At 74.3% G+C, this 24,447-nt stretch carries 28 protein-coding genes and 1 tRNA gene; 8 read left to right on the top strand and 21 right to left on the bottom strand.

The features are described 5' to 3' along the window. Positions 1–11: 11 nt before the first annotated feature. The 9 genes from RSE42_RS09090 to pdxT all read right to left on the bottom strand — a co-directional run bounded on the left by RSE42_RS09090 (position 12) and on the right by pdxT (position 8,572). Positions 12–617 (bottom strand): adenine phosphoribosyltransferase, encoded by a 606-nt coding sequence (locus tag RSE42_RS09090; protein WP_081895974.1) that lies wholly within the window; start codon positions 615–617, stop codon positions 12–14. After that, positions 614–1,732, bottom strand: coding sequence for a protein translocase subunit SecF (gene secF, locus RSE42_RS09085; RefSeq protein ID WP_043651870.1), 1,119 nt, complete (start codon positions 1,730–1,732; stop codon positions 614–616). The genes RSE42_RS09090 and secF overlap by 4 nt, the downstream gene beginning before the upstream one ends. Further along, the gene (gene secD, locus RSE42_RS09080; protein WP_415298682.1) at positions 1,732–3,729 is read right to left on the bottom strand and encodes a protein translocase subunit SecD; all 1,998 of its coding nucleotides are present in this window, start codon (positions 3,727–3,729) and stop codon (positions 1,732–1,734) included. Before secD ends, secF begins: the two co-directional genes overlap by 1 nt. 81 nt (positions 3,730–3,810) lie before the next feature. Next, entirely contained in the window at positions 3,811–4,269 is a 459-nt protein-coding gene (gene yajC / locus RSE42_RS09075; RefSeq protein WP_021483634.1) for a preprotein translocase subunit YajC, read from the bottom strand. A 188-nt stretch (positions 4,270–4,457) separates the two neighbouring features. Continuing rightward, positions 4,458–5,534: a Holliday junction branch migration DNA helicase RuvB gene (gene ruvB, locus RSE42_RS09070; protein ID WP_061267253.1), complete on the bottom strand. Its 1,077-nt coding sequence runs from the start codon at positions 5,532–5,534 to the stop codon at positions 4,458–4,460. Between the two features lie 2 nt (positions 5,535–5,536). Further along, positions 5,537–6,166, bottom strand: coding sequence for a Holliday junction branch migration protein RuvA (gene ruvA, locus RSE42_RS09065; protein WP_415298680.1), 630 nt, complete (start codon positions 6,164–6,166; stop codon positions 5,537–5,539). A gap of 198 nt (positions 6,167–6,364) precedes the next feature. Next, entirely contained in the window at positions 6,365–6,934 is a 570-nt protein-coding gene (gene ruvC / locus RSE42_RS09060) for a crossover junction endodeoxyribonuclease RuvC (protein WP_034654762.1), read from the bottom strand. Between the two features lie 207 nt (positions 6,935–7,141). Further along, positions 7,142–7,903 (bottom strand): YebC/PmpR family DNA-binding transcriptional regulator, encoded by a 762-nt coding sequence (locus RSE42_RS09055; protein WP_171467843.1) that lies wholly within the window; start codon positions 7,901–7,903, stop codon positions 7,142–7,144. 6 nt (positions 7,904–7,909) lie between these two features. Next, positions 7,910–8,572 carry a pyridoxal 5'-phosphate synthase glutaminase subunit PdxT gene (gene pdxT / locus RSE42_RS09050; RefSeq protein WP_415298679.1) on the bottom strand — a complete coding sequence of 221 codons (663 nt, stop codon included), beginning with the start codon at positions 8,570–8,572 and terminating at the stop codon, positions 7,910–7,912. An 84-nt stretch (positions 8,573–8,656) separates the two neighbouring features. Between pdxT and RSE42_RS09045 the strand changes: the two genes are divergently transcribed. Beyond that, positions 8,657–9,328, top strand: coding sequence for a hypothetical protein (locus RSE42_RS09045; RefSeq protein WP_076404918.1), 672 nt, complete (start codon positions 8,657–8,659; stop codon positions 9,326–9,328). Between the two features lie 6 nt (positions 9,329–9,334). Here RSE42_RS09045 and RSE42_RS09040 read toward each other — a convergent pair whose 3' ends face one another. From RSE42_RS09040 to RSE42_RS09000, 9 genes are all read right to left on the bottom strand, one after another. Next, the gene (locus tag RSE42_RS09040; RefSeq protein ID WP_085388003.1) at positions 9,335–9,898 is read right to left on the bottom strand and encodes an NUDIX hydrolase; all 564 of its coding nucleotides are present in this window, start codon (positions 9,896–9,898) and stop codon (positions 9,335–9,337) included. A 59-nt stretch (positions 9,899–9,957) separates the two neighbouring features. Further along, entirely contained in the window at positions 9,958–10,899 is a 942-nt protein-coding gene (gene pdxS / locus RSE42_RS09035; RefSeq protein WP_034652135.1) for a pyridoxal 5'-phosphate synthase lyase subunit PdxS, read from the bottom strand. Positions 10,900–11,089: 190 nt separating this feature from the next. After that, positions 11,090–11,740 carry a hypothetical protein gene (locus RSE42_RS09030; protein WP_415298678.1) on the bottom strand — a complete coding sequence of 217 codons (651 nt, stop codon included), beginning with the start codon at positions 11,738–11,740 and terminating at the stop codon, positions 11,090–11,092. Then, a complete protein-coding gene (locus RSE42_RS09025) occupies positions 11,737–12,942 on the bottom strand; it encodes a glycosyltransferase family 4 protein (protein WP_415298871.1) in 1,206 nt (401 codons plus the stop codon). Before RSE42_RS09025 ends, RSE42_RS09030 begins: the two co-directional genes overlap by 4 nt. A 2-nt stretch (positions 12,943–12,944) precedes the next feature. Continuing rightward, complete coding sequence (locus tag RSE42_RS09020) at positions 12,945–13,925, bottom strand: phosphatidylinositol mannoside acyltransferase (RefSeq protein WP_144723147.1); 981 nt, start codon at positions 13,923–13,925, stop codon at positions 12,945–12,947. Further along, the gene (pgsA, locus tag RSE42_RS09015) at positions 13,925–14,593 is read right to left on the bottom strand and encodes a phosphatidylinositol phosphate synthase (protein WP_034652127.1); all 669 of its coding nucleotides are present in this window, start codon (positions 14,591–14,593) and stop codon (positions 13,925–13,927) included. Before pgsA ends, RSE42_RS09020 begins: the two co-directional genes overlap by 1 nt. Further along, positions 14,593–15,231, bottom strand: a complete 639-nt coding sequence (locus tag RSE42_RS09010; protein WP_409141742.1) for an HIT family protein — start codon at positions 15,229–15,231, stop codon at positions 14,593–14,595. The genes pgsA and RSE42_RS09010 overlap by 1 nt, the downstream gene beginning before the upstream one ends. Positions 15,232–15,237: 6 nt before the next feature. Further along, positions 15,238–17,268 carry a threonine--tRNA ligase gene (thrS, locus tag RSE42_RS09005; RefSeq protein WP_081599789.1) on the bottom strand — a complete coding sequence of 677 codons (2,031 nt, stop codon included), beginning with the start codon at positions 17,266–17,268 and terminating at the stop codon, positions 15,238–15,240. 127 nt (positions 17,269–17,395) lie between these two features. Continuing rightward, entirely contained in the window at positions 17,396–17,611 is a 216-nt protein-coding gene (locus RSE42_RS09000; RefSeq protein ID WP_415298677.1) for a hypothetical protein, read from the bottom strand. A gap of 182 nt (positions 17,612–17,793) precedes the next feature. Between RSE42_RS09000 and RSE42_RS08995 the strand changes: the two genes are divergently transcribed. The 7 genes from RSE42_RS08995 (at position 17,794) to RSE42_RS08965 (ending at position 22,087) form a co-directional block, all read left to right on the top strand. Beyond that, positions 17,794–18,261, top strand: coding sequence for an XRE family transcriptional regulator (locus RSE42_RS08995; RefSeq protein WP_171467838.1), 468 nt, complete (start codon positions 17,794–17,796; stop codon positions 18,259–18,261). Further along, entirely contained in the window at positions 18,254–18,664 is a 411-nt protein-coding gene (locus RSE42_RS08990; protein WP_085388009.1) for a hypothetical protein, read from the top strand. The genes RSE42_RS08995 and RSE42_RS08990 overlap by 8 nt, the downstream gene beginning before the upstream one ends. Continuing rightward, the gene (locus tag RSE42_RS08985; RefSeq protein WP_415298676.1) at positions 18,661–19,749 is read left to right on the top strand and encodes a hypothetical protein; all 1,089 of its coding nucleotides are present in this window, start codon (positions 18,661–18,663) and stop codon (positions 19,747–19,749) included. The genes RSE42_RS08990 and RSE42_RS08985 overlap by 4 nt, the downstream gene beginning before the upstream one ends. Before the next feature lie 599 nt (positions 19,750–20,348). Beyond that, positions 20,349–20,600 carry a hypothetical protein gene (locus tag RSE42_RS08980; RefSeq protein WP_043651836.1) on the top strand — a complete coding sequence of 84 codons (252 nt, stop codon included), beginning with the start codon at positions 20,349–20,351 and terminating at the stop codon, positions 20,598–20,600. Further along, a complete protein-coding gene (locus tag RSE42_RS08975) occupies positions 20,597–20,818 on the top strand; it encodes a hypothetical protein (RefSeq protein WP_051027583.1) in 222 nt (73 codons plus the stop codon). Before RSE42_RS08980 ends, RSE42_RS08975 begins: the two co-directional genes overlap by 4 nt. A 15-nt stretch (positions 20,819–20,833) precedes the next feature. Then, the gene (locus tag RSE42_RS08970; RefSeq protein ID WP_415298870.1) at positions 20,834–21,571 is read left to right on the top strand and encodes a glycosyltransferase; all 738 of its coding nucleotides are present in this window, start codon (positions 20,834–20,836) and stop codon (positions 21,569–21,571) included. Positions 21,572–21,598: 27 nt separating this feature from the next. Continuing rightward, positions 21,599–22,087 (top strand): hypothetical protein, encoded by a 489-nt coding sequence (locus RSE42_RS08965; RefSeq protein ID WP_415298673.1) that lies wholly within the window; start codon positions 21,599–21,601, stop codon positions 22,085–22,087. Between the two features lie 99 nt (positions 22,088–22,186). Here the strand turns inward: RSE42_RS08965 and RSE42_RS08960 are convergent. From RSE42_RS08960 to RSE42_RS08950, 3 genes are all read right to left on the bottom strand, one after another. Continuing rightward, positions 22,187–22,258, bottom strand: a tRNA-Val gene (locus RSE42_RS08960). A gap of 54 nt (positions 22,259–22,312) precedes the next feature. Next, positions 22,313–23,233, bottom strand: a complete 921-nt coding sequence (locus RSE42_RS08955) for an aminotransferase class IV (RefSeq protein ID WP_051027579.1) — start codon at positions 23,231–23,233, stop codon at positions 22,313–22,315. Next, positions 23,230–24,273 (bottom strand): chorismate-binding protein, encoded by a 1,044-nt coding sequence (locus RSE42_RS08950; RefSeq protein WP_415298671.1) that lies wholly within the window; start codon positions 24,271–24,273, stop codon positions 23,230–23,232. Before RSE42_RS08950 ends, RSE42_RS08955 begins: the two co-directional genes overlap by 4 nt. Between the last annotated feature and the right edge of the window lie 174 nt (positions 24,274–24,447).

Below are 24,447 nucleotides of genomic sequence, written 5' to 3'. Positions count from 1 at the left end.
GAGTGGCAATCCTACGACTCGACGTGGACCAGCGTGGCCACCTCGCGGCCCGCGAGCCGCTCGCGGCCGCCCAGACCCTCGAGCTCGAGGAGGAACGCCAGGCCCACCACGACGCCTCCCCCGCGCTCGACGAGCTCGGCGCCCGCGGCCGCCGTGCCCCCGGTCGCGAGCACGTCGTCCACCACGAGAACACGCGCACCCGGGGGCAGTGTTCCCGACCGGAGCTCGATGGTCGCGGTGCCGTACTCGAGGTCGTACGTGACGGTGTCCGTGGGCGGCGGGAGCTTGCCCGCCTTGCGCAGCGGCACGAACCCGACGCCGAGGTGCGTCGCGAGCGGCGCCCCGATGAGGAAGCCCCGCGCCTCCATGCCCGCGACGAGGTCGACCCCGCCCGCGGCGCGCGCGACGTCGCCGAGCGCCTCGACCACGTGGCCGAAGGCGTCGCCGTCTGCCAGCAGGCCGGTGATGTCCCGGAAGACGATCCCTGGTCCCGGGTAGTCCGGGACGGCACGGACGAGCTCGAGCACGCGCGAGGCGCGCTCCGGGCCGAGCCCGGCGAGGTGGACGGCGCGCAGGCCGCCCGCCTCGCCGGCCGGCACGTGACCGGGTGCCGTCATCGGGGACGACGGCGGCGCGGCTGCGCCTTGTTGCCCTGGTGCGCGCCCGGCTGGAGCTGGCGGTGCCCCGCCCCGACGCCGGCCGCCGCGAGCGCGGCGTCCTCCTCGTCGCCCGCGACCTCGGCCCGCTCCGCGCGCAGCGCGAGGACCTTGGCCGTGTGCTCCTGGATCGGCTTCTCGCGCTCGCGCAGCGCGACCTCGAGCGGCGTCGCGAGGTACACCGACGAGTACGCGCCGACGGCCATGCCGACGAAGAGCGCGAGCGCGATGTCGCGCAGCGTGCCCGCGCCCAGCAGGAACGCCCCGATGAAGAGGATGCCCGCGACGGGGAGCAGCGCGACGACGGACGTGTTGATCGAGCGCACGAGCGTCTGGTTGATCGCGAGGTTGGCCCGCTCGGCGTAGGTGCTGCGCGTCTGGTCGAGGACGCCCGCGGTGTTCTCGCGGACCTTGTCGAAGACCACGACCGTGTCGTAGATCGAGTACGCGAGGATCGTCAGGAGGCCGATCACCGTCGCCGGCGTGATCTCCCAGCCGATCGCCGCGTAGATGCCCACCGTGACGATGAGGTCGTGGAACAGCGCGATGACCGCGGCGAGCGCCATGCGCCAGTTCCGGAAGTAGATCGTCATGACCAGGCTCACGAGGAGCAGGAAGACGACGAGGCCGACGATCGCCTTCTGGGAGACGTCCTTGCCCCAGGTGGGGCCGATGTACGAGCTCGTCACCTCCCCCTCGGACACGTCGTACGCGCTCGCGAGCTCGACGGCGACCTGCTCGACCTGCGCGTTGCTGAGCTCCGCCGTCTGCACCCGCACGGTGCTGGAGCCCACCGAGGTGACGCGCGGCACCTCCTCGGGGGCGACCGCCGCGACGGCGTCGAGCGCCGGCTGCTGCGAGGTGTCCGAGACGCCCGAGACGGTGAACTCCGACCCGCCGCGGAACTCGATGCCGAGGTTGAGCCCGTCACCGGCGATCCGGACCCCGATGATGCCGAGGGACAGGACGACCAGGACGAGCGCCACCACGAAGTAGGCGCGCCGCTTGGCGACGATGGCGTAGGACCGGCGGCCCGTGTACAGGTCGTTGCCCCACTGGGCGAAACCGCTGGCCATCAGTGCTTCTCCTCGTTCTCGTCGCCCGCCGCGTCAGCGGCCGGGGACCCCTCGTCGCCGTCCGCGGAGGCGGCGGCCCGCCGCTCGGCGGCACGGCGCTCGGCGATGGTCATGCGCGGGCCGTCGGACCGGCCGACGCCGGCACCGACCGTCTCCCGGACGGGCGCCGTGCGCTCGCGCGCCGGGGCGTCCTGCACCGGCGCGTCCTCGACGACGTCGCCGCCGTCCGCGGGTGCCGTCGAGGTCGCCCCGACGACGCGGCCGCGACCTGCGTACCGCGTGCCGCGCACCCCGAGGCGCCGCGGGTCGAGGCCCGACGCCGGGTGGCCGTTCGCGAAGAACTTGGTCCGGGCGAGGAGCTGCATGAGCGGGTGCGTGAAGAGGAACACCACGATCAGGTCGACCAGGGTGGTCAGGCCCAGCGTGAACGCGAAGCCGCGCACGCCGCCGACCGCCAGGTAGTACAGGACCACCGCGGCGACGAAGTTCACCGCGTCCGAGGCGAGGATCGTGCGGCGGGCGCGCTGCCAGCCCTTCTCCACCGCGGAGTCCAGCGTCCGGCCGTCGCGCAGCTCGTCGCGGATGCGCTCGAAGTACACGATGAACGAGTCCGCGGTGATACCGATCGCGACGATGAGCCCCGCGACGCCGGCGAGCGACAGGCGGTACCCGATCGTCCACGAGAGCACCGAGATCACGCCGAACGTCACGACGGCCGCGATGCCGAGCGACGCGACGGTGACCAGGCCGAGCACGCGGTACTGGAAGAGCGAGTAGATGACGACCAGCAGCAGGCCGATCGCGCCCGCGAGCAGACCCTTCTCGAGCTGCTCGGAGCCGAGCGTCGCGGAGATCTGCTCCTGGCTCTGCACCTCGAACGTCAGGGGCAGCGAGCCGAAGTTGAGCTGGTTCGCGAGCGTCGCCGCGCTGTCGCGCGTGAAGCTGCCCGAGATCTCGGCCTTGCCGTCGGGGATCGCGACCTGCGAGACGGGTGCCGAGATGACGAGGCCGTCGAGGACCATCGCGAACTGGTTCTGCGGCGACGGGAGCGTCGTGAGACGCGTCGTGACGTCACGGAAGGCCTTGGTGCCCTCGGAGTCGAACTCGATGTTGACGACCCACTCGTTGGTGACGACGCCGTTCTGCCCGACGCGCAGGCCGGAGCTCGCGTTCGAGATGTCGGTGCCCTCGATCTCGACCGGGCCGAGGATGTACTTGGCCGTGCCGTCGTCGGCGCACGAGACGAACGCGCTGTCGGTCGGGCCGCTGTCGCCGCCCACGAGGTTCTCGGGGAGCGTGCAGTCGAGCGCGTCGAACTGCGCCTGCAGTTCCGGCGTGATCTGCGCGAGGTCGCTCGGGTTCTCCGGGCGGGTCGTCTCCGGCGCCGGGTCCGTCGTGGCGTCGTCCGCCGGGGCGTCCGTCGCTGCGTCGGCCGCCGGGTCCGTGCCGTCCTCGGCCGCGGGGTCCGTCGCGCCGTCGGTGGCCGCGTCCGCGGACTCCGTCGCGTCCGGGGCGTCCTCGGCCGCGGCGTCGTCGCCCGCAGCCGGGTCGGTGGACTCGTCGGCGGGCGTCGCCGTCGGCATGCCCACGGAGAGCACGGGGCGGAAGCGCATCTGGGCCGAGGTGCTGACGAGGTCGATGGTCTCCTGGGACGGCTGCCCCGGGATGCCGACGACGATGTTGTTGCGGCCCTGGCTTGTGATCTCGGCCTCGGAGACACCCTGCGCGTCGATGCGCTGGCGGATGACGTTGATCGCCTGGTTGATGTCCTCGGCCGTCGGCTGCGAGCCGTCGGTGGTGACGGGCTCCAGGATGATCTGCGTGCCACCCTCGAGATCGAGCGCGAGGCCCGGGGTGAGGCTCGCCCCGCCCGGGTTGTCCTCGGTCTTCGGGTCGAGCTTCGTGCCCGCGAAGAGGGACCCGAAGAGGACGACGATGAGGATTCCCAGGGTGACGAGGGTCCGTACGGGCCTCGCTCGTGTGCTGCTGGTGGCCAACTGTCCGTCTCTTCTCGTGCGTGTGCGGTGGGCCTCGCGGCCCACCGCGTCAGGCCGGTCGCGGCAGCGACCGGCATAGGGTCACTTGATGTCGGTGCCGTCGTCCCGGCGTCCGCGGTCCTTCTCCGACCGGTCGTCGGTCAGACCGGAGAGGTCGTCGGGCACGACGAGGTCGTCGACGTCGCCCTTCGTGGTGGTCCCGGCGTCGGCACCGGCGGTGCCGTACTCGGCCGCGTCCTCGGACGCGTCGTCCGCCGTCGTCTCCTCGGTCTCCTCGACCGGGGGCTCGACGAGCTTGGCGATCGCGGCGCGCAGCCACCGGGACTGGTTGCCCGGCGTCGACTCGATGGTGATGACGTCGGCCTCGTCGTCGACGTCGACGACCGTGCCGAACATGCCCGAGCCCGTCATCACCTCCTGCCCGGGGGCGAGGGTCGCCCGGAAGTTCTGGGCCTCGCGCTGCTGCTTGCGGGTGCGGCTGGTCATGAGGAACATCGCACCCGCCGCGAGGGCGAGGATGAGGATGAAGCTGATATCCATGACGGAGTCTCGTGTCCTGTTCTGTGCGGGATCTGCGCGCAGTCTAGGCGTGCGCGCACGGTTCACCAACGAGCCGTCTCGCCGCGGAGTTCCGCCCGCCCGGGTCCGACCATTCTAGGACCACCCGCGGAGCGCCTGTGACCGCCGTCACGGAGCGTCCTCGCGAGCCCGTGACCGCCGGCGTCGCCTCAGGCGTCGAAGAGCGTGCCGCCCTCGCGCGGCGGGGTGAGCCCGAGGTGTGCCCAGGCGGCCGGGGTCGCGACGCGGCCCCGCGGCGTCCGCCCGATCAGCCCCTCGCGCACGAGGTACGGCTCGGCCACGGTCTCGACCGTCTCCGCCTCCTCGCCCACCGTCACCGCGAGCGTCGTCAAGCCCACGGGACCGCCGTTGAAGCGGGTGCACAGCGCGGTGAGCACCGCGCGGTCGAGCCGGTCGAGGCCGATCGGGTCCACCTCGTAGACCTCGAGGGCCGCGCGCGCGGCCGCGAGGTCCATGGTCCCGTCGCCGCGCACCTGCGCCCAGTCGCGCACGCGCCGCAGCAGGCGGTTCGCGATGCGGGGCGTCCCGCGCGAGCGCCCCGCGATCTCGCGGGCGGCCTGGGGGTCGAGCGCGACGCCCAGCAGGCCGGCCGAGCGCGTCAGCACGCGCTCGAGCTCGTCGCCCGAGTAGAAGTCCAGGTGCCCGGTGAAGCCGAACCGGTCGCGCAGCGGCGCGGGCAGGAGCCCGGCGCGCGTCGTCGCGCCGACCGCCGTGAACGGCGGCAGCGAGAGCGGGATGGCGCTCGCCCCGGCCCCCTTGCCCACGACGACGTCGACGCGGAAGTCCTCCATCGCCATGTAGAGGAGCTCCTCGGCCGGTCGCGCGAGCCGGTGGATCTCATCGATGAACAGGACCTCGCCCTCCTCGAGCGAGGACAGCACCGCCGCGAGGTCGCCGGCGTGCTGGATCGCGGGCCCCGACGTCACGCGCAGCGACGTGCCGAGCTCCGCGGCGATGATCATGGCGAGCGTCGTCTTGCCGAGCCCGGGTGGCCCCGACAGGAGGACGTGGTCGGGTGCGCTCCCCCGCGCGAGCGCGGCCTGGAGCACGAGCGACAGCTGGTCGCGCACGACGGCCTGGCCGACGAACTCCTCCAGCCGTCGTGGCCGGAGCGCGGCCTCGGCCGCACGCTCGAGGTCGTCCGCGCCCGCCGCGACGATGCGCTCGGACGAGAACGTGCCGTCCCCGCCGAGGTCGTCGAGTCCCACCTGGTCGAAGGTCGCCATCGTCAGCTCCTCGGCCCGCCGAGCACCCGCAGCGCGGCACGCAGCGCGCCCGCCACGTCGGGTGCCTCGACGACGTCGACGCCCGCCTCGGCGAGCACGGTGGACACCGCGTCGTCCGCGGCCTTGAGGTTCCAGCCGAGCCCGACGAGCGCCTCGACCACCTGGTCGCGTCGGTCCTCCGGACGCGGCGCCGACGCAGTCGATCCCGCCTCGGGAGCGTCGGCACCCGTGGGCGGGCCGAGCTTGTCGCCGAGCTCGAGCGCGATCCGCTGCGCGCCCTTGTTGCCGATGCCCGGGACGCGCACGAGCGCGGCGATGTCGGCGCCCGCGACCGCACGGCGCAGGCCGTCGGGCGTGTGCACGGCGAGCATCGCGAGCGCGAGGCGCGGTCCGACGCCGCTCACGGTCTGGACGGTCTCGAAGACGGCGCGCTCGTCGTCGTCGGCGAAGCCGTAGAGCGTGAACGAGTCCTCGCGCACGACGAGGCTCGTCGCGAGGCGCGCCGTCTCCCCGACGCGCAGGCCGGCGAGCGTGGCGGGCGTGGCGTGGACGAGGTAGCCCACTCCTCCGACCTCGAGCACGGCGCGGTCGAGCTGGACGCTCGCCACGACACCGCTCAGGGACGCGATCACGCAGGCTCCTCTCCCGGCCGGCACCGCCGACCTGGTCCGATGGTCCGCCGGCCCCGAGGACCGCCGTCGGGCCGCGCGCCGAGGGGCGCGTCGAACACCCGTACGACCGCGGTCACTCTAGCAAGGGCCGCCCACCCGCCGACCGACCGACACGGACCGCCGGCACCCCCACCGGCACGACCGGCGGCAGCGTCGCCGCTAGCGCGGCGCGCGCCGTCCCTTCGCCGCGTGCTCGGCGGCCGCCCAGGCGCGCTGCGCGGCGGTGAGCTCGTGCCGCTCGCCGCCCTGAAGGGCGCCCGCGGGGCGCCAGAGGTGGCAGATCGCGAGCGCGAGCGCGTCGGCCGCGTCCGCGGGCTTCGGCGGCTCCGCGAGGCCGAGGATCCCCGCGACCATGCGCTGGACCTGCTCCTTGCCGGCGCGCCCGCTCCCGGTGACCGCGGCCTTGACCTCCGACGGCGTGTGCAGCGCGACGGGGACGCCCCGCTTCGCGGCCCCGACCATCGCGATGCCCGCGGCCTGCGCGGTGCCCATGACCGTCCCGACGTTGTGCTGCGCGAACACGCGCTCGACCGCCACGACGTCGGGCACGTGCTCGTCGAACCACGCGTCCAGCCGCTCCGCGATCCGCAGCAGCCGCAGGTCCACGCTCAGCTCCGGGTCCGTCCGGATCACCCCGACCGCGACGAGCTCGGCCCGCCGCCCCCGCGCGGAGTCCACCACCCCGACACCGCACCGGGTCAGCCCAGGATCCACTCCGAGAACGCGCACCCCTCGACCCTTTCACGTGAACGGCACGGACCGGCCGTGCCACGCGGTCCGGCGACGGACCAGCCAGCGGTGGGGCCGGGAGGTCGGTGCGCGGTCGTGGCGGGCCTGGCGGGAGCGGCGCGAGGCACGAGCGCCGCGGATGGTAGACCGCGCACCGACCTCCCGGCCGCGCCGCGACCCGACCATCAGGACGCGAGCTCCGCCGGATCAGTCGTCGTTATCGAGCTCCGCCATGACCTCGTCCGACGCGTCGAAGTTGGCGTAGACGTTCTGCACGTCGTCGCTGTCCTCGAGCGCGTCGATGAGGCGCAGGATCTTGCGCGCGCCCTCGGCGTCGACCTCGACCTCCATCGACGGGTGCCAGATCGAGTCGGCGGAGTCGTACTCGATCCCCGCCTCCTGGATCGCGCTGCGCACGGCGACGAGGTCGCTCGCCTCGGACAGCACCTCGATGACGTCGCCGGAGTCGGTGACCTCCTCGGCCCCCGCCTCGAGCGCGGCGAGCATGACGTCGTCCTCGGTCACGCCCTCGGCCTTCGGCACGACGACGAGGCCCTTGCGCGCGAAGAGGTAGGACACGGAGCCCGGGTCGGCGAGGTTGCCGCCGTTGCGGCTGAACGCGAGGCGGACCTCGGAGGCCGCGCGGTTCTTGTTGTCGGTGAGGCACTCGACCAGGACGGCGATGCCGTTGGGGCCGTAGCCCTCGTACATGATCGTCTGGTAGTCGACGGCGTCGGCGCCGGTGCCCGAGCCGCGCTTGACGGCGCGGTCGATGTTGTCGTTGGGGACCGACGACTTCTTCGCCTTCTGGATGGCGTCGAACAGCGTCGGGTTGCCCGCGGGGTCACCGCCGCCCGTGCGCGCCGCGACCTCGATGTTCTTGATGAGCTTCGCGAAGAGCTTGCCGCGCTTGGCGTCGATGGCCGCCTTCTTGTGCTTGGTCGTGGCCCACTTGGAGTGCCCTGACATGCGTTCCTACCCCTTCGCGATTCTGACGAACAGCTCGTGCACGCGCGTGTCCCCGGAGATCTCCGGGTGGAACGAGGTGGCGAGCAGCGATCCCTGCTGGACTGCGACGATCCTACCGGCGGCGGCCGCGGGGATGCCGGGCGCGCCGTGCTCGGGGATCCGAGCGAGCACCTCGACCCCGGGCCCGGCCTCCTCGACCCAGGGCGCACGGATGAACACGGCGTGCACCGCGTCCCCGTCCTGGCCCGGTCTCGGTGCGCCGTCGCGCCCGTCGTCCGCCGGCGCCAGGCCGGCGAACGCGAGGTCGGTCTCGAACGAGTCGACCTGGCGGCCGAACGCGTTGCGGCGGACCGTCACGTCGAGCCCGCCGATGGTGCGCTGGTCGGAGGTGCCGCCCAGGATGCGGTCGGCGAGCAGGATCATGCCGGCGCACGAGCCGTAGACGGGCAGGCCCTCGGCGATGCGCGCGCGCAGCGGCTCGTCGAGCTCGAAGATGCGCAGGAGCTTGTCGATGGTCGTCGACTCGCCGCCCGGGAGCACGAGCCCGACGACCGCGGCGAGCTCCTCGGGGCGGCGGACGCCGACCGTGCGGGCGCCCGCGGCCTCGAGCGCTGCGCGGTGCTCGCGCACGTCGCCCTGGAGGGCCAGGACACCGATCGTGATCGTCACGAAGGGGAATGATACGTCGGCGGCCCCCGCCGCCCGTCCCGCGGCGGGCCTCCGGCCGCGCCCACGGTTGCTAGCCTCGCCGTCGTGACGTACCCGCCCGCCCCTGGCCAGCCCTATCCCGCGCCCGGTCCGGCGCCGTACCCCGGGGCGGCGCCGCGGCCCCCGCGCAGCACGCGCGGCGCCACGACGATGATCGTGGTCGGCGCCGTCGTGCTCGTGCTCGCGCTCGTGGCGGGGGTCCTCGGCGTCACGACGTTCGTCCGGGCGCTGCCGACCGGCGTGATCGACGGCGCGGGCCGGCCCGGGTCGGCGGCGCTCGCGTCGGGCGACGTGCCGGGCGAGGCGGAGCTCGAGGTCACGGGCGGCCAGCCGTACAGCATCTGGGCGGTGGGCCGCGCGGGGTCCTCGGACGGCGCGGGCCTCGACGTCGAGGACGTGACCGTGACCTGCGCCGACGGCGACCTCACGGTGAGCGCCCCGTCGGTGTCCGGCAGCTCCGGCCTGGGCTCCTCCCAGGCGACGACGGTGGCCGAGGCGACGCCGCCCGCGTCCGGGACGTGCACGGTGACCGTCGCGCAGGGCGCAGCGCCCGCGGGCACGACGTTCGTCGTCACCGAGGGCTGGCGCTTCGGCACGTTCTTCGCCACGCTCGGCGGCACGATCGTGCTGTGGTTCGTCGCGATCGGCGGCGGGCTGCTGGGCGCGGGACTGCTCGTCGGCGGGATCGTGTGGCGGGTGATCGCCCGCCGGGCGTAGCGCCGGTCAGTCCGCGCGCGCCGTGCCGAGGTGCCGCGTCACGCCGTCCCACCCGCGCAGCAGCGGTGCGACGAGGTCGGGCAGCCCCTCGGGGAACACCTCGATCTGGACGCCGCGCAGGTCGTCGAGCGTCCACCAGCGCATCTCGTCGACGACGTCGAGCTCGACGTCGGTCCACCCGGCGCGGCTGAGCCCGCCGTCGCGGTCCGCCCCGGTGACGCGCGCGAGGAACAGCACCTCGTCCTGGCGGCAGTGCTGCCGGTAGAAGTCGAAGATCGCGCTGCGCGTGTACACCGGGCCGACGAGCGCGCCCGGGTCGAGGCGCAGGCCCGTCTCCTCGTGGACCTCGCGCAGCGCGGCGTCGACGTCGCTCTCGCCCGGGTCCACTCCCCCGCCGATCGTGAACCACCACGAACGCTCGGGCTGGTCGACGTCGTGCCCGCGCGCCAGGAGGATGCGATCGGCGTCGTCGAGGAGCAGCACGCGCGCGCCGCGACGGAAGTACAGGCCGTCGTCCCCGAGCACCCAGTCGGGGCCCAGGGACGACGGCGCTCCGGCGGCCTCGGCCACGACGGCTCAGCCGTCCGTCGTCGGCACGACGACGGACGGCTGCGACGCGCGGCGGTCGGTCACCAGCCGCGCTCGGCCAGACGGTGCGGGACGGGGATGTCGTCGACGTTGATGCCGACCATCGCCTCGCCGAGACCGCGCGAGACCTTGGCGATCACGTCGGGGTCGTCGTAGAACGTCGTCGCCTTGACGATGGCGGCCGCGCGCTGGGCGGGGTTGCCGGACTTGAAGATGCCCGATCCCACGAACACGCCCTCGGCGCCGAGCTGCATCATCATCGCGGCGTCGGCCGGGGTCGCGATCCCGCCGGCCGTGAACATGACGACCGGGAGCTTGCCGGTCGCGGCGACCTCCTTGACGAGCTCGTACGGCGCCTGGAGCTCCTTCGCGGCGACGAACAGCTCGTCCTCGGGGAGCGACGTGAGGCGGCGGATCTCCCCGCGGATGGTGCGCATGTGCGTGGTCGCGTTGGAGACGTCGCCCGTGCCGGCCTCGCCCTTGGAGCGGATCATCGCTGCGCCCTCGGTGATGCGGCGCAGCGCCTCGCCGAGGTTGGTCGCCCCGCACACGAACGGGACGGTGAACTGCCACTTGTCGATGTGGTTGGCGTAGTCCGCGGGCGTGAGGACCTCGGACTCGTCGACGTAGTCCACGCCGAGCGACTGGAGCACCTGCGCCTCGACGAAGTGGCCGATGCGCGCCTTGGCCATCACGGGGATGGAGACGGCCTCGATGATCCCGTCGATCATGTCCGGGTCGGACATGCGCGAGACGCCGCCCTGCGCGCGGATGTCGGCGGGCACGCGCTCGAGGGCCATGACCGCCACGGCCCCGGCGTCCTCGGCGATCTTCGCCTGCTCGGGCGTGACGACGTCCATGATGACGCCGCCCTTGAGCATCTCCGCCATCCCCCGCTTGACCTTCGCGGTGCCGACCGCGCCGGCACCCTCCGTGGTCGCGGCGCCCGGGGCGCTCTCGGCAGGGACGTTCTGGTCGGCCACGTTGGTCACCGGTACCTCACACCTTCAGGTCAGGGGAACGTCGCGCGCTCGCGCGCGGACGCCGTCGAACAGGCTCGACGGCACATGCTCCCACGCGCTCCCATCCTATCGCCGGGACGTCCACGGCCTCGCCGCCCGGACCGGCCGGGAGGGGGCCGCCGAGCCCGGTACCGCACGCGAGAGCCGACCCTCAGTCGGCCGTGGCCGCGGAGGCGACCGGCCGCACGAGGACGTCCGGCGCGGCGTCGTCGAGCTCGACCGTGACGGGCATCGGCGCGTGGCCCGCCAGGTGGAACAGGCGCACCCACCACTTGCTGCGCACGCGCAGCGCCTGCGCGACGGCCTCGTTGTGGAAGCGGCGCGCGAGCTGGGCGCGGTACCACGCGGCAGACAGCGTGGCGAGCAGCTCGTCGCCCGCCGGGACCGACCGCACCTCGGCGAGGTCGTCGGCGTCCTCCAGCGCGGAGCGCAGGGTCGCGGTGAGGTCGCTCTCGGCGAGCGCGCGCGACTCCGCCATGCCGCCCAGGAGACGCCGGGGCCGGGGGCCGTCCGGCGGCACGAGGCCGGGCACCTGCTCGCCGAGCCGGCGCGCGTCGGCGTCGTCGTCGAGGACGGCGTGCGCGGCCTCGGCGACGAGGACGGAGCTCGCGGGGTCGAGCTCGCCGGACGCCGCGAGGTCCACGGCGGCCGACGCGCGGCGCACGAGCTGGGCGTCCAGCGCGAGCCGCGACGCCATGACCTTGCGGTGGAGGCGGTCGAGCCGCGACGCGGCGACCCACAGTAGCCATGCGGCGAGGGCCGCGACGACGAGGACGAGGACGGCGGTCTCGGACCAGGTCACGGGTGACCCACCTCCTCCTCGCGGACGCGGCCCAGCAGCCGCCCGCCGCGGCGCGAGCGCGGGTCCTCGTGCACGGGGATGACCGCCTCGGACGCCGCGAGCACCATGTCGTACACCGCGGAAACCTGGTCGGTCACCGCGGACCAGTCGAACCGCCGCACGAACTCGGCCGCGCGCGCCCGGTGCGCGGCCCGGGCGTCGGGGTCCGCGAGGACGTCGACCACCGCGCGGGCCAGCGCCTCCGGGTCGCCGACGGGGAACAGCACGCCCGCGGCGCCGTCGTCGAGCACGCGGCGGAACGCGCCGAGGTCGCTCGCGACGACGCACGCCCCGGCGCTCATGGCCTCCACGAGGACGATCCCGAAGCTCTCGCCCCCGGTCTGCGGGGCGATGTAGAGGTCCACCGACGCGAGCAGGCTCGCCTTGTCCTCGTCGCTCACGCCCCCGAGGAACTCGACGGAGGACGCGTGCGCGCCGAGCGCCTCGATCGCGGCGTCCCGGCCGTCGTCGCCGCGCCCGGCGACGAGGAACCGGGCGCCGGGGAGCTGCTCGAGGATCCGCGGGATCGCGGCCGTCAGGACGGGCAGGCCCTTGCGCGGCTCGTCGAGGCGCCCGAGGAACGCGATCGTCGGCGCCTCGGGCGTGCCCTGCCAGGCCGGGCTGGGCACGGCGTCGGCGAACGTGTCGACGTACACGCCGTTGGGGATGACGACGGCGTCGCCGCCCAGGTGGTCCACCAGCGTGCGCCGCGCGTCCTCCGAGACCGCGATGCGCGCGTCGATCTTCTCCAGGCTCTGCCGCACGAGGGGGTAGGCGACCTGGAGCGCGCGCGAGCGCACGAGCGACGTGTGGAACGTCGCGACGATCGGGCCCTGCGCGATCCAGAGCGCGAGCATGCTCAGCGAGGGCGTGACGGGCTCGTGCAGGTGCAGCACGTCGAACCGTCCGGCGTCGAGCCACCGGCGCACGCGGCCCGCCGTGCGCGGGCCGAACGTGAGCCGCGCGACGGAGCCGTTGTAGCGCACCGGGACCGCGCCGCCCGCGGAGGTGAGGTAGTCCGGGACGGGCGTGTCGTCGTCGGCCGGGGCGAGCACCGAGACCTCGTGGCCCCGCGCCATGAGCGCCTCGGCGAGGTCGCGGACGTGGAACTGCACGCCGCCGGGGGCGTCGAACGAGTAGGGGCACACGATGCCCACGCGCAGGCTCATGCGGCACGCTCCGCGTCCGGGGCCGGCTCGCCCGCCGCGGCGCGCGTGCGCGCGTAGCGCTCGGGGTCGAGGTCGTCGACGAACACCTTCTGGAGCATGTGCCAGTCCTGCGGGTGCTCCCGGATCGCGACGCTCAGCGCGTCGACCCAGGACTGCGTCGCCGCGGCCACCCGCTGGGCGCGCGGGAGGTCCGTCGCGATCTCGACGCGCGGGAAGAAGCGGATGACCAGGCCCCAGGGCGAGCCCGCGGCCCGCCGCCGCGCCCCGCGCAGCCGCTCGTAGAAGATGCCGGCCGGCACGAGCGGCGCGCCCGTGCTCACGGCGAGCGCCGCGGGCCCCGCCGCGACCCGCGCCCGCCGGCCGAAGAGGTCGACCTCGACGCCGCGGTGGGTGAGGTCGCGGTCGGCGAGCAACGGGATGATCTTCCCCGGCCGGCTCGCGCCGCGCACGAGGTCGCGGAAGACGTCGCCGTCGCCGAGCGCGAGGATCTCGAGCCCGAGCCCGGTGCGGAACGCGAGGAACTCCTCGAACAGCTCGTCGGGCTTCAGCCGCTCCGCGACCGTGAGCACGGGCGCGATGTGCGGGGTCGCGTACGCGCCCGCGAGGTCCCAGTTGCCCTGGTGGGACAGCGCGAGCACCGGGCTCCGGTCGCCTCCGAGGTGCTCGGCCAGGTTCTCGTACCCGACGAGCCGCACGCGCGCCTCGACCTGCTCCGGCGTCCAGGCGGGGAGCGTGAAGGCCTCCCGGTAGTACCGCATGTACGACCGCATGCCCGCGCGCGAGAGCCGGCGCAGGGCGCGCGGCGAGAGCCCGGGCCGGACGCGCGCGAGGTTGCGCTCGAGCTGGCGCACTCCCCCGCCGTGCAGGAGCCACGTCACGTCGGCGATCGCGTCGAACAGCCCGCGCAGCAGCGGGTCGGGCACCTTGCGCGCGTTGCGCCAGGCGAACGTGAACGCCTTGCCGGCGTCGAGGGCCATCAGCGACCGTCCTCCGTGTCGTCGGTCCGGGAGGCGCTCGCGGAGAGGGCGAGCGCCTGGCGGCGCACCGTCGCGACGCGCTGCACGACCGTGACCGCGCTCGCGAGCGCGAGCAGGCCGAGGACCGCGACGAGCACGACGGGTGGCAGGCCGAGGCCGACGAGCCCGGCGGCGACGAGGGCCGCGACGAGGCGGTCGGCACGCTCGGCGATCCCGACCTGCGCGGTCATGCCGACGCTCTCGGCGCGGGCCCGCGCGTACGGCACGACGGCGCCGAGCGCGAGGCACGCGAGCGCGACGACGGTCCCCCACGCGGCGAGGTCGGGCGTGAGGCGCGGGTCGTCGGCGCGGACGAACCACAGCGTGAGCCCGACGAACACGGCGGCGTCGGCGAGCCGGTCGAGCGTCGAGTCGAGGAACGCGCCCCAGGGGCCCGACCGGCCGGCGCGGCGCGCCATGACGCCGTCGAGCACGTCGGCGAAGGCGCAGACCATGACGACCATGACCCCGGCGAAGAGGTGGCCCGTGGGGAAGAGCCACAGCGCGCCGACGACGACGCCGAGCGTCCCGGTGACGGTCACCGCGTCCGGGCTCACCCCGACGCGCAGGAGGAACGCGGCGAGCGGCGTGAACAGGCGCGTGGTGAGCGCGCGCAGACGACCGAACATCAGGCGTCGTCCCCCTCGCCGGTGGTCGGCCACGCGTCCGCGAGCCGCGCCCGCGTGTCGGAGAGCAGCTCCGGCACGGCCTTCGTCTGCGCGACGATCGGCAGGAAGTTCGCGTCCCCCGCCCAGCGCGGCACGACGTGCTGGTGCAGGTGCGCGGCGATGCCCGCGCCCGCGACCGCGCCCTGGTTCATGCCGAGGTTGAAGCCGTCGGGCGCGGACACCGCGCGCACGACCCGCATGGCCGTCTGCGTGAGGTGCGCGACCTCGACCGTCTCGGCCTCCGTGAGGTCCGTGTAGTCGGAGACGTGCCGGTACGGCACGACCATGAGGTGGCCCGGGTTGTACGGGTAGAGGTTGAGCACGACGTACGCCGTCCGGCCGCGCGCGACGATCAGCCCGTCCTCGTCCGTGCGGTCCGGCACGCGGCAGAACGGGCACTCGCCGCGCGAGTCGTCAGCGGGCTTGTCCTGCCCGCCGATGTACACCATGCGGTGCGGCGTCCAGAGCCGGTCCAGGCCGTCGTCGAACCGGGGGTGCGCGTCCGGCGTCTCGACCGTCGCACCGGTCGCGGGGTCGGGTGCGGCGCCCGGCGCGGCCTCGTCGGCCGCGCCGGGCGTCCCCGTGCGCTCGTCGCTCACGCGCCGTCAGACCTGGACGCGGTCGCGCACGGCGGAGACGATCCGCTCGACGGCCTCGGCGACGGGCACGCCGTTGTCCTGGCGGCCGTCCCGGTAGCGGAACGACACGGCGCCCGCCTCGGCGTCCTCGCCGCCCGCGATGAGGACGAACGGGACCTTGCGCGTGCTGGCGTTGCGGATCTTCTTGCCGAACCGGTCGTCCGAGTAGTCGACCTCCGCGCGGATCCCCTGCGCCCTGAGCTGCGCGACGACGTCGGCCACGTAGTCGTTGAACGGCTCCGCGACGGGGACCGCCACGACCTGGACGGGCGCGAGCCACGCGGGGAACGCGCCGGCGTAGTGCTCGACGAGGATGCCGAAGAACCGCTCGATCGAGCCGAACAGCGCGCGGTGGATCATCACGGGACGCTGGCGCGTGCCGTCGGACGCCGTGTACTCGAGCTCGAACAGCTCCGGCTCGAAGAAGTCGAGCTGGATCGTCGAGAGCTGCCACGTGCGGCCGATCGCGTCCTTCGCCTGGACCGAGATCTTGGGGCCGTAGAACGCCGCGCCGCCCGGGTCGGCGACGAGCTCGAGGCCCGACTCCGTCGCGACCTGGCGCAGGACCTCGGTCGCCTCCTCCCACGTGGCGTCGTCGCCCACCGACTTCTCGGGGTCGCGCGTCGACAGCTCGAGGTAGAAGTCGTCGAGCCCGTAGTCGCGCAGGAGGTCCAGCACGAAGGAGAGCAGCGAGCCCAGCTCGTCGCGCATCTGCTCGCGCGTGGTGTAGATGTGCGCGTCGTCCTGCGTGAAGCCGCGCGCCCGCGTGAGCCCGTGCACGACGCCCGACTTCTCGTAGCGGTACACCGTGCCGAACTCGAACAGCCGCAGCGGCAGCTCGCGGTACGACCGCCCGCGCGAGCGGTACACGAGGTTGTGCATCGGGCAGTTCATCGGCTTGAGGTAGTAGTCCTGGCCCGCCCGCTTGACGTTGCCGTCGTCGTCGAGCTCCTCGTCCAGGTGCATCGGCGGGTACATGCCGTCGGCGTACCAGTCGAGGTGGCGCGACGTCTGGAACAGGTTCGCCTTGGTGATGTGCGGCGTGCTGACGAACGAGTAGCCGGCCTCGACGTGCCGCTTGCGCGAGTACTCCTCCATCTCCATGCGGATCGTCGCGCCGTTGGGGTGGAACACGGGCAGGCCCGAGCCGATCTCCTCCGGGAAGGAGAACAGGTCGAGCTCGTTGCCGAGCCGACGGTGGTCGCGCCGCTCCGCCTCCGCGAGCCGCTCGAGGTACGCCTTGAGCTCGTCCTTCGTCGGCCACGCCGTGCCGTAGATGCGCTGGAGCTGCGGGTTCTTCTCGCTGCCGCGCCAGTAGGCCGCGGCCGAGCGCATGAGCTGGTAGCCGTTGCCGATCAGGCGCGTGCTCGGCAGGTGCGGGCCACGGCACAGGTCCTTCCAGACCACCGTCTCGCTCTCGCGCCCGGCGCCGCGCACGTTGTCGTAGATCGTCAGCTCGCCGCCGCCGACCTCGACGTTCGCGCCCTCGGTGTCGTCCGCGGTGCCGGAGCCCTTGAGCCCGATGAGCTCGAGCTTGTACGGCTCGTGCGCGAGCTCGGCGCGCGCCTCGTCCTCGGTGACCACGCGGCGGCGGAAGGTCTGGCCCTCCTTGATGATGCGCGACATCGCCTTGTCGAGCGCCTTGAGGTCCTCGGGGGTGAACGGCGTCTCGACGTCGAAGTCGTAGTAGAACCCGTCCGTGATCGGCGGGCCGATGCCCAGCTTCGCGTCCGGGTTGACCTGCTGGACGGCCTGCGCGAGCACGTGCGCGGCCGAGTGCCGCAGCACCGCGAGGCCGTCGGGCGAGTCGATCGTCACGCCCTCGACCACGTCGCCGTCCGCGACGGGCGTGTCGAGGTCCTTGAGCTCCCCGTTCACGCGGATCACGACGACGTCGCGACGCGACGCGAACAGGTCCGTGCCCGTCGTGCCCGTCGTCACCGTGGTCTCCTCCGCGTCGAGGGTGATGGTGAGTGGTGACGAGACGACGTCAGACACGTCCGTGCTCCGTTCTGTGGCGGGAGGCGCGCGCAGCGCCCGGTCAGGTCCCCCGGCGCCGGGGCGTCCCCGACAGCACGAAGGGCGCCGTCGTGGACGGCGCCCCTCGATCGTACCGACCCGCAGGTCAGTCGTTGGCCTTCTTCGCCTTCTCGGCGAGGGTGTCGACGTGCCGGTCGACGGAGTCCGGGGCGACCGACTTGATCTTTCCCGCGACCTCGTCGATGCGCTCGTCGGTCACGAACTCCTTGGCCTTGTCGATGCGCTCCTCGGTCATGAACTCCTTGGCCTTGCCGAGGAGGTCGCCGAGTCCGCCCCGGTCCTTCGGTGTCTGCTCGCTCATACCGGCTCCCTCGGGGGTCGTGGTGCGCGCGTCCCGCGCCGGGCGGCGGCCGTCCCGCGCCCGCACGAAACGCTACCCGGCGGCACCACGCCGCGCGACGGGGCACGGGCAGCGGCCACGACCCGCGTGACCCGCCGGCCCGGACCGGCGCACGCACGGTCCGGGCCTGCCAGAATCGGCCCATGGACGACGACGTGGCACCCGGGGAGCGCACCGCGCGCGTCTTCCGGCACCGGCTCAACGAGCTCTTCGCGCGCGGCCGCGGCGGGCGTCCCGTGACCAACAGGGAGGCCGCCCACTGGATGACGGAGCGCGGCTACTCGATCAACGAGGCGTACCTCAGCGCCCTGCGCGGCGGGCACCGCTCGTCGCCCAGCCTGCGCGTCGTCGAGGGCATCGCCGCCTTCTTCAACGTGAGCACGGGCAGCCTCGTCGACCCCGAGGAGAGCCCCGACGACCGCCTGCGCGCCGCGCTCGCCGACGAGGGCGTGGAGCAGTTCGCGCTGCGCGCCCAGGGGCTGTCCCCCGAGAACGTCCGCGCCATCATCGAGATCGTCGACCGCGTACGGAGCCTCGAGCACCTCCCACCCGTGGCACCGCCCGGCACGCCCCACGGGCACCCTCCTGCCCCGGAGGCCGACCATGGATGACCTCCTGCGCGCCGCAGGGCTCGACCGCGCCCGCAGCATCGAGGAGGCGTGCCGCCTCGTCGCCGCGGCCCGCGGCAAGCCGCTCGAGGTCGTCGAGGGCGACCTCGGCCCCGGCGTCACCGGCCTGTGGCTCGCGTTCCCCGAGCGCGACCTCGTCCTCGTCGACGCCCGCCAGACGCTCCCCGGACCCCACCGCGACCACGTCGTCGCGCACGAGCTCGTGCACGTGCTCGACGCGATCCGCCCCGGCCCCGCTCCGGGCCCGGTCCCCACCGGGTGCCGCGACGTGCACGACGACCCCGCCGAGCAGCGCGTCGAGCGCCTCGCGAGCGAGCTGATGATCTCCATCGCGTCGCACGGGAGCTCGGCCGCACGCCTCACGTCCCTCGAGCTCTACCGATGAGCCACGTGCTCGACCTCCTCGCCACGACCCTGTTCGTCACCGCCGCCACATGGACGGCGCTGCGCGCCCGCACAGGCACCGACGCGGCTCTCCCGCTCGGCCTCGCGTTCGTCGCGGTGGCGTCAGCGCTGCGGGTCCCGGCCGTCGCCGAGCTCCTCAAGACGCACGCCCCCGGCGGCACGCACGAGGTCGCCAAGCACGTCGCGCTCGTCGCCGGGTGCCTCTTCGTCGGCGTGTGGGCGTACAGCACGACGACCGGGCACGCGCCACGGACGCGGCACGTGGCGCTCGCGGCCGGTCTCGTCGGCGGGGCGATGGTCGCTCTCGCGGTCGCGAGCGGGCCGTGGACGACCCTCGACCTCGACGCCCAGAGCTCCGGCCGCCCGCTCATGTGGGTGTACCGCGCGCTGTACTACGGCGCGTTCGTGGCGGCGACCGCGACGTTCGCCGTGTCGTGCGTCCGCACGCGCTCGCGGCGCCCCGTGCGGCTGCGGTGGGGCATGGACGTCGCGGCGGCCGGGGCGGTCGTCGCCATGGTGTGGGCCGTCCTCAGCTTCGTGGCCGCGCTGCTCCACGAGCCCGGCAGCGCCGAGCCGTACCTCGTCCTCGGCGTGCGCACCCGGTACCTCGTGCTCGCGGCGAGCGTCCTGCTGACGGTCGGGATCGTGGGCCAGCTCGCGTCGTCGGCGGCGTTCGCCCGCGAGCGCCGGCGCGATCTCGGGCACCTGCACGCCTTCGTCGTGGCGACCGTGGGCGGCGGGGGCCTGCCCGGGTCCAGCGCGGCGGTGGACGAGTACCACCGCACCATCGAGATCTTCGACGGCCTCGCCGCGCTCGCGCTGCACTCGCGTCGGGACGACGTCGACCACGTGCGCGTCGCCGTCCCCGGCAGCCCGCGCGAGGTGATCCTCGCCTACCAGCTCCAGCTCGCGGCGGCGCGGCGGGCCCGGGGTGACGCCCCGAGCGTCGACCCGGACGACTGGTCGGACCTGCTCGCGGACGACGACGCGCTGCGCCGGCTGGGCCGTGCGCTGCGCGACCGGACGAGCACCGAGGGGACGGCCCGCGTCCTCGCGGGCGTCTGAGCCCGCCGGGCCCGACGCCAAGCTCCCCCTGCGCGCTTGCCCCCGCGCCGGGCCTCGGCGGGCGCGCTCAACCTACAGACAGACGCACGGGGGCGCAACGTGCCTCACAGTTGAAATCTCAACGGTCCTGGGGTGTCGCGGAGGGCGGCTCGGGGCGCCGACCGCTCCCGACCAGACCGCCGGCGCGACGACGCCCGGGGCGGCATTCACGGCGACCGGCGACCCCTCCGTGCCCCCTGCGCACGGAGGAGGAGCGGCGTCCGCACGACCCCTCGAGGACCGGGAGGACGACCACCGGGACCGTCACGTCAACGCTGCGGCGGGTGTGCGCGGTGTGCACCGACCGCCTTCACCGGTCCTGGGAGCACTGTGCCCGGCGGCGGGGCACCGTGCAGGCTGGGCGCCCGTCCAGGACCTGTCGTGCGCCGCCCCCGGCGCCGCGGCGGAGGCGTCCGAGGGAGCGCTTCGCCCCGTTTCGTCACGGACGAGCGCCCTGCGTCGGGGTGCTCGCCCGTCCGGAGCGGCCACAGATTTCACCCGCTCGGTGTGCGCAGCTCTTCGGGGTGTGATGTGCACCACGGTTCACTACCGTTCTTCCCATGTCGCGTACGGAACCGACCGCGCGCAAGGCGGTGCTCGCCCAGGTCCTCGGGGGCCTCGCGCTCGCGGTCCAGGCGGTGCTGCTCGCGCTCACCCTGCTCGACGAGCGCGCACGGACGATCGCGCTCCGGGTCGCCGGGGACGGGATCCTCCTCGTCCTGGCCGGGTGCGCCGTGTTCCTCGCCCTGGTCGCCGTGCTGCTGCTCGCCCGGGCGGTGCTGGTCCGCCCTCGGGCCCGGAGCGTCCGATGATCGGGCTGCTCGGCACCGCGCGGCTCGACCTGGCGGAGGGGCTCGTCCTGCTCGTCGTGGGCTACGGGCTCGTCTACTTCCTGGGGGTCCAGATCGCCGGAGCCGCGCTCACCCGACGCGAGCGCGCGCACGTCCGCGCGACCCACGACGACCCCGACCGGCCGCGGCACGACCTCTTCGTCCTGGTGCCCTGCCGCGACGAGGAGCTCGTGGTCTAGGCCACCACGCGCGCGCTGCTGGCCCAGGACGACAGCTCGGTGGTCGTCGTGATCGACGACGCGTCCACCGACCGCACCGCCGAGATCGCCGACGCCGTCGCGCGCGAGTCGGACCGCGTCGTCGTGCTGCGCCGTCGGCTGCCAGACGCCCGCGTCGGCAAGGGAGCGGCGCTCAACGCCGCCCTCGACGTCGTGCGGAGAGAGGTCGCGCGCCGGGGGCTCGACCCGCACCGGGTGATCGTCGGCGTGATGGACGCGGACGGTCAGCTCTCCCCCGGCACCACCGACCTGGTCGGCCGCCTGTTCGACGACGACGCCGTCGGCGGCGTCCAGCTCCAGGTCCGCATCCGCAACCGCCAGCACTTCCTCACCCGGGTCCAGGACATCGGCTTCTGGGGGACGTCGGCCGTCGCGCAGATGGGTCGCAACCAGTCCCGGTCGGTGAGCCTCGGCGGGAACGGCCAGTTCGCCCGCCTCGCCGCGCTCGACTCCGTCGACGGGCCGGCCTGGTCCGACTCGCTCACCGAGGACCTCGACCTCATGATCTCCCTCACCGTGCGCGGGTGGGACATGCGGATGACGTCGCTCGCCCACGTCGAGCAGGAAGGCCCCGAGACCGTCCGCGCGCTGGTGCGGCAACGCACCCGCTGGGCGCAGGGCCACATGCTGTGCACGGGCCGCAGCGGCGAGGTGTTCCGGTCGCGGCAGGTCCGGCAGAGCACCGCGCTCGAGCTCCTGCTGTACCTGTGGTAGCCGTGGCTGCTCGCCCTGCCGTGGTCCGTGCTCGCCCCCGCGCTCCTCGTGCTCGCCGGCTACGCCGTCGTCGAGGTCGGCGTGCAGCACGGCCCGCTCGCCGCCGTCGGCGCGGTGATCGCGGCCTACACCCTCGCGTTCGTCCCCTTCCTCTGGGGCGCGTGGGTCTACTCCCGGCGGTCCGACAACTACGGGCTCCTGCGCTCGTACTGGGCCCACCAGGGCGCCTACGTCCTCAACCTCGTCACCTACGTCGCCACGTGGCGCGCGCTCTTCCGCATCGCGCTCGGCCGGGACACGTGGGCCAAGACGGCGCGTGTCGGACGCGGACGACGGGCAACCTCGGTCCCCCGGGGGACGCCGCCGCTGGGTGGCACGACGAACCCGTCCGGCACGGAGGAGCAGCCCGGACGCGCGGTGAACCGCCCGGCGGGCGGGCAGGACGTCGGCACGCGCACAGGGACCGACGCCGTCGGGCCGGCGTCGGGGAGACGACCGCACCGCCACGACCGGTGACCCCGGACGCCGGGTATCGGACGCGCGTCCCCGCGCCGCCAGTGCCCCCGGGACACGAAAGAGGCCGCCTCCGCGGGTGCGGGGACGGCCTCTGCTCGGTGGGCGATACTGGGTTCGAACCAGTGACCTCTTCGGTGTGAACGAAGCGCGCTACCACTGCGCCAATCGCCCGAGTGCGTGGTCGATACTAGCCTGAAACGGACCGGATCGAAAAACCGGCCGCCCTCACGGGTCGAGACGCTCGCGACGACGCCGCTCGAACAGGTCCCGCGCCGCCACGGAGAGCTCCCCCGCGGCCACGTCCGCGCCGTCGAGCCAGGTCACCGGCTGGACGTTGCGCACGGAGCCGGTGAGCAGCAGCGCCGACTCCCCCGCGGTCACCTCGTCGAGCACGGCGAACGGGAGCTCGCCGGGACGCGCCTCGCGCGCGGGCAGGCCGTCCTCCGCCGCCCACTCGAGCAGCAGCTCGCGCGTGATGCCCGCGAGGCAGCCGGAGGACAGGGGCGGGGTGACGAGCTCGCCCCCGCGCTCGACGAAGACGTTCGCCCCGGTGCCCTCGCACAGGTCGCCGGCCGTGTTCGCGAGGAGCGCCTCGTCGCCGCCCTTGGCCACGGCGTCGGCGAGCGCCACGACGTTCTCCGCGTACGACGTCGTCTTGAGCCCGGCGACGGCGGAGCGCTCGTTCCGGGTCCAGGGCGACCGCACCGCACGGCCGGAGGGACGGATGACCGCCGGGCCGACCGCGACGACGACGGTCTGCTCGCCGGGGGTGCGCCCGGACCCGAGCGGTCCGACGCCGGCCGTCACCGTGATGCGCAGCCGGCCCACCGGCCCGGCGCCGGCACGCGTGCGCGCGTCCGCCTCGGCGAGCACCGCCTCGACGCCGTCGAGCACGCGGCGCTCGTCCGGCGCGTCGAGACCGAGCCCGGCGGCGGACCGCGCGAGCCGGCGCAGGTGGCGCGTGAGCGCGAAGGCGCGGCCGTCGAACACGGCGCACGTCTCGAACACGCCGTCCCCGACGGTCAGGCCGTGGTCGACCGCGCTGAGCGCGACCTCGCTAGGCGACACGAGGCGCCCGTCGGCCCAGATCACGAGGTTCTCGGTCGTGCTCGCGGACGTCGGTGTCGTGGCGGCAGGGGTGCTCATGGCTCCAGTGTGCCCGAGGCGAGGCCGACGAGGCGGCGCGCCTTGAGCTCGGTCTCCTCCCACTCGCGCGCGGGGTCGCTCCCCCAGGTGATCCCGGCGCCCGTGCCGAAGCGCAGGACGCCGTCGGACCACCAGAAGGTGCGGATCCCGACGGCGAGCACGGCCTCGTCGCCGTCGACCCAGCCGATCGCGCCGCAGTAGGGGCCGCGCGGCACGGGCTCCAGCGCGTCGATGATCCGCAGCGCGGACGACTTGGGCGCCCCGGACACCGATGCCGGCGGGAAGGTGGCCTCGAGCAGCGTGGGCCACAGCGCGGCAGACCCCGCGAGCCCGGCACGCAGGCGTCCTGTCACCGTGCTCACGAGATGCACGAGGCCCGGGTGCTGCTCGACCGCGAGCAGGTCCGTGACCTCGACGGTCCCCGGCTCGCACACGCGCTGGAGGTCGTTGCGCACGAGGTCGGTGATCATGACGTTCTCGGCCCGGTCCTTGGCCGTGAGCCCCGCGGGGGTGGGCGCGGTGCCCTTGATGGGTCCGGACGTCACCGTGCCCCCCGCGACCCGGAGGTACAGCTCGGGCGAGGCGCTGACGACCCACACCGGGTCGACGCCGGACCCCGCCGGCACGTGGAGCACGCCCCCGTAGGGAGCGGGGTTGCCCCGGGCGAGACGACGCGCGAGGGCCCGGGCGTCGGGCTCGCCGCCACCCGGGCCGACGAGCGGGGCCGCGAGCACGCGGCACACGTTCGCCTGGTAGACCTCGCCCTCCCGGACCTCGTCGCGCACGTGCGCGACGGCGGCCTCGTAGCCGGCCCGGTCCAGGGAGCTGCGCCACGCGGACGGGTCGGGCCCGCGCCACGGGTCGGCCTCTGCTCCCGCGGGCGTGGCGCCGTCCAGGTCCGACGGGGCGAGCCGCTCGGCGAACCGCCACGCGCGCGCCCGGCCGCCGCGGGCAGGGCCGTCGAAGTCGGCGACCACGAACCACGGCCCGTCGTCGGCCAGACGCTCCGGCTCGCGCCGGAGGTCGACGCACTCGAGCACGCCGCTCGCGGCGCGCCCGGCGAAGCGAGCGAACCCCGGCGCGGGTGTTCTCCCAGGTCCTGGCACGGGACCACGCTACCCAGGGCGCACCTCCGCCCGGACCCCCGGCCCCCGAGCACCGACCGCGGGCTCGGCGGGGCCGGTTGGACGCCGGACGCGAACGTGGACTAATGT

The organism is Cellulosimicrobium sp. SJTW-1 (genome assembly GCF_047716875.1).
GTDB lineage: Bacteria > Actinomycetota > Actinomycetes > Actinomycetales > Cellulomonadaceae > Cellulosimicrobium > Cellulosimicrobium funkei.
Note: the sequence above shows the minus strand (reverse complement) of the source record. Positions and strands in the feature narration are given on the sequence as shown.

Bases quoted from the DNA above. Each gene is read 5' to 3' on its own strand.
- RSE42_RS08985 (WP_415298676.1), top strand. From the start codon at position 18,661: ATGAGCCACGTGCTCGACCTCCTCGCCACGACCCTGTTCGTCACCGCC.
- RSE42_RS08955 (WP_051027579.1), bottom strand. From the start codon at position 23,233: ATGAGCACCCCTGCCGCCACGACACCGACGTCCGCGAGCACGACCGAG.
- ruvB (WP_061267253.1), bottom strand. From the start codon at position 5,534: ATGGCGACCTTCGACCAGGTGGGACTCGACGACCTCGGCGGGGACGGC.
- RSE42_RS08975 (WP_051027583.1), top strand. From the start codon at position 20,597: ATGATCGGGCTGCTCGGCACCGCGCGGCTCGACCTGGCGGAGGGGCTC.
- RSE42_RS08990 (WP_085388009.1), top strand. From the start codon at position 18,254: ATGGATGACCTCCTGCGCGCCGCAGGGCTCGACCGCGCCCGCAGCATC.
- RSE42_RS09000 (WP_415298677.1), bottom strand. From the start codon at position 17,611: ATGAGCGAGCAGACACCGAAGGACCGGGGCGGACTCGGCGACCTCCTC.
- RSE42_RS09020 (WP_144723147.1), bottom strand. From the start codon at position 13,925: ATGGCCCTCGACGCCGGCAAGGCGTTCACGTTCGCCTGGCGCAACGCG.
- RSE42_RS08980 (WP_043651836.1), top strand. From the start codon at position 20,349: ATGTCGCGTACGGAACCGACCGCGCGCAAGGCGGTGCTCGCCCAGGTC.
- yajC (WP_021483634.1), bottom strand. From the start codon at position 4,269: ATGGATATCAGCTTCATCCTCATCCTCGCCCTCGCGGCGGGTGCGATG.
- pgsA (WP_034652127.1), bottom strand. From the start codon at position 14,593: ATGTTCGGTCGTCTGCGCGCGCTCACCACGCGCCTGTTCACGCCGCTC.
- secF (WP_043651870.1), bottom strand. From the start codon at position 1,732: ATGGCCAGCGGTTTCGCCCAGTGGGGCAACGACCTGTACACGGGCCGC.
- RSE42_RS09055 (WP_171467843.1), bottom strand. From the start codon at position 7,903: ATGTCAGGGCACTCCAAGTGGGCCACGACCAAGCACAAGAAGGCGGCC.
- RSE42_RS09090 (WP_081895974.1), bottom strand. From the start codon at position 617: ATGACGGCACCCGGTCACGTGCCGGCCGGCGAGGCGGGCGGCCTGCGC.
- RSE42_RS08995 (WP_171467838.1), top strand. From the start codon at position 17,794: ATGGACGACGACGTGGCACCCGGGGAGCGCACCGCGCGCGTCTTCCGG.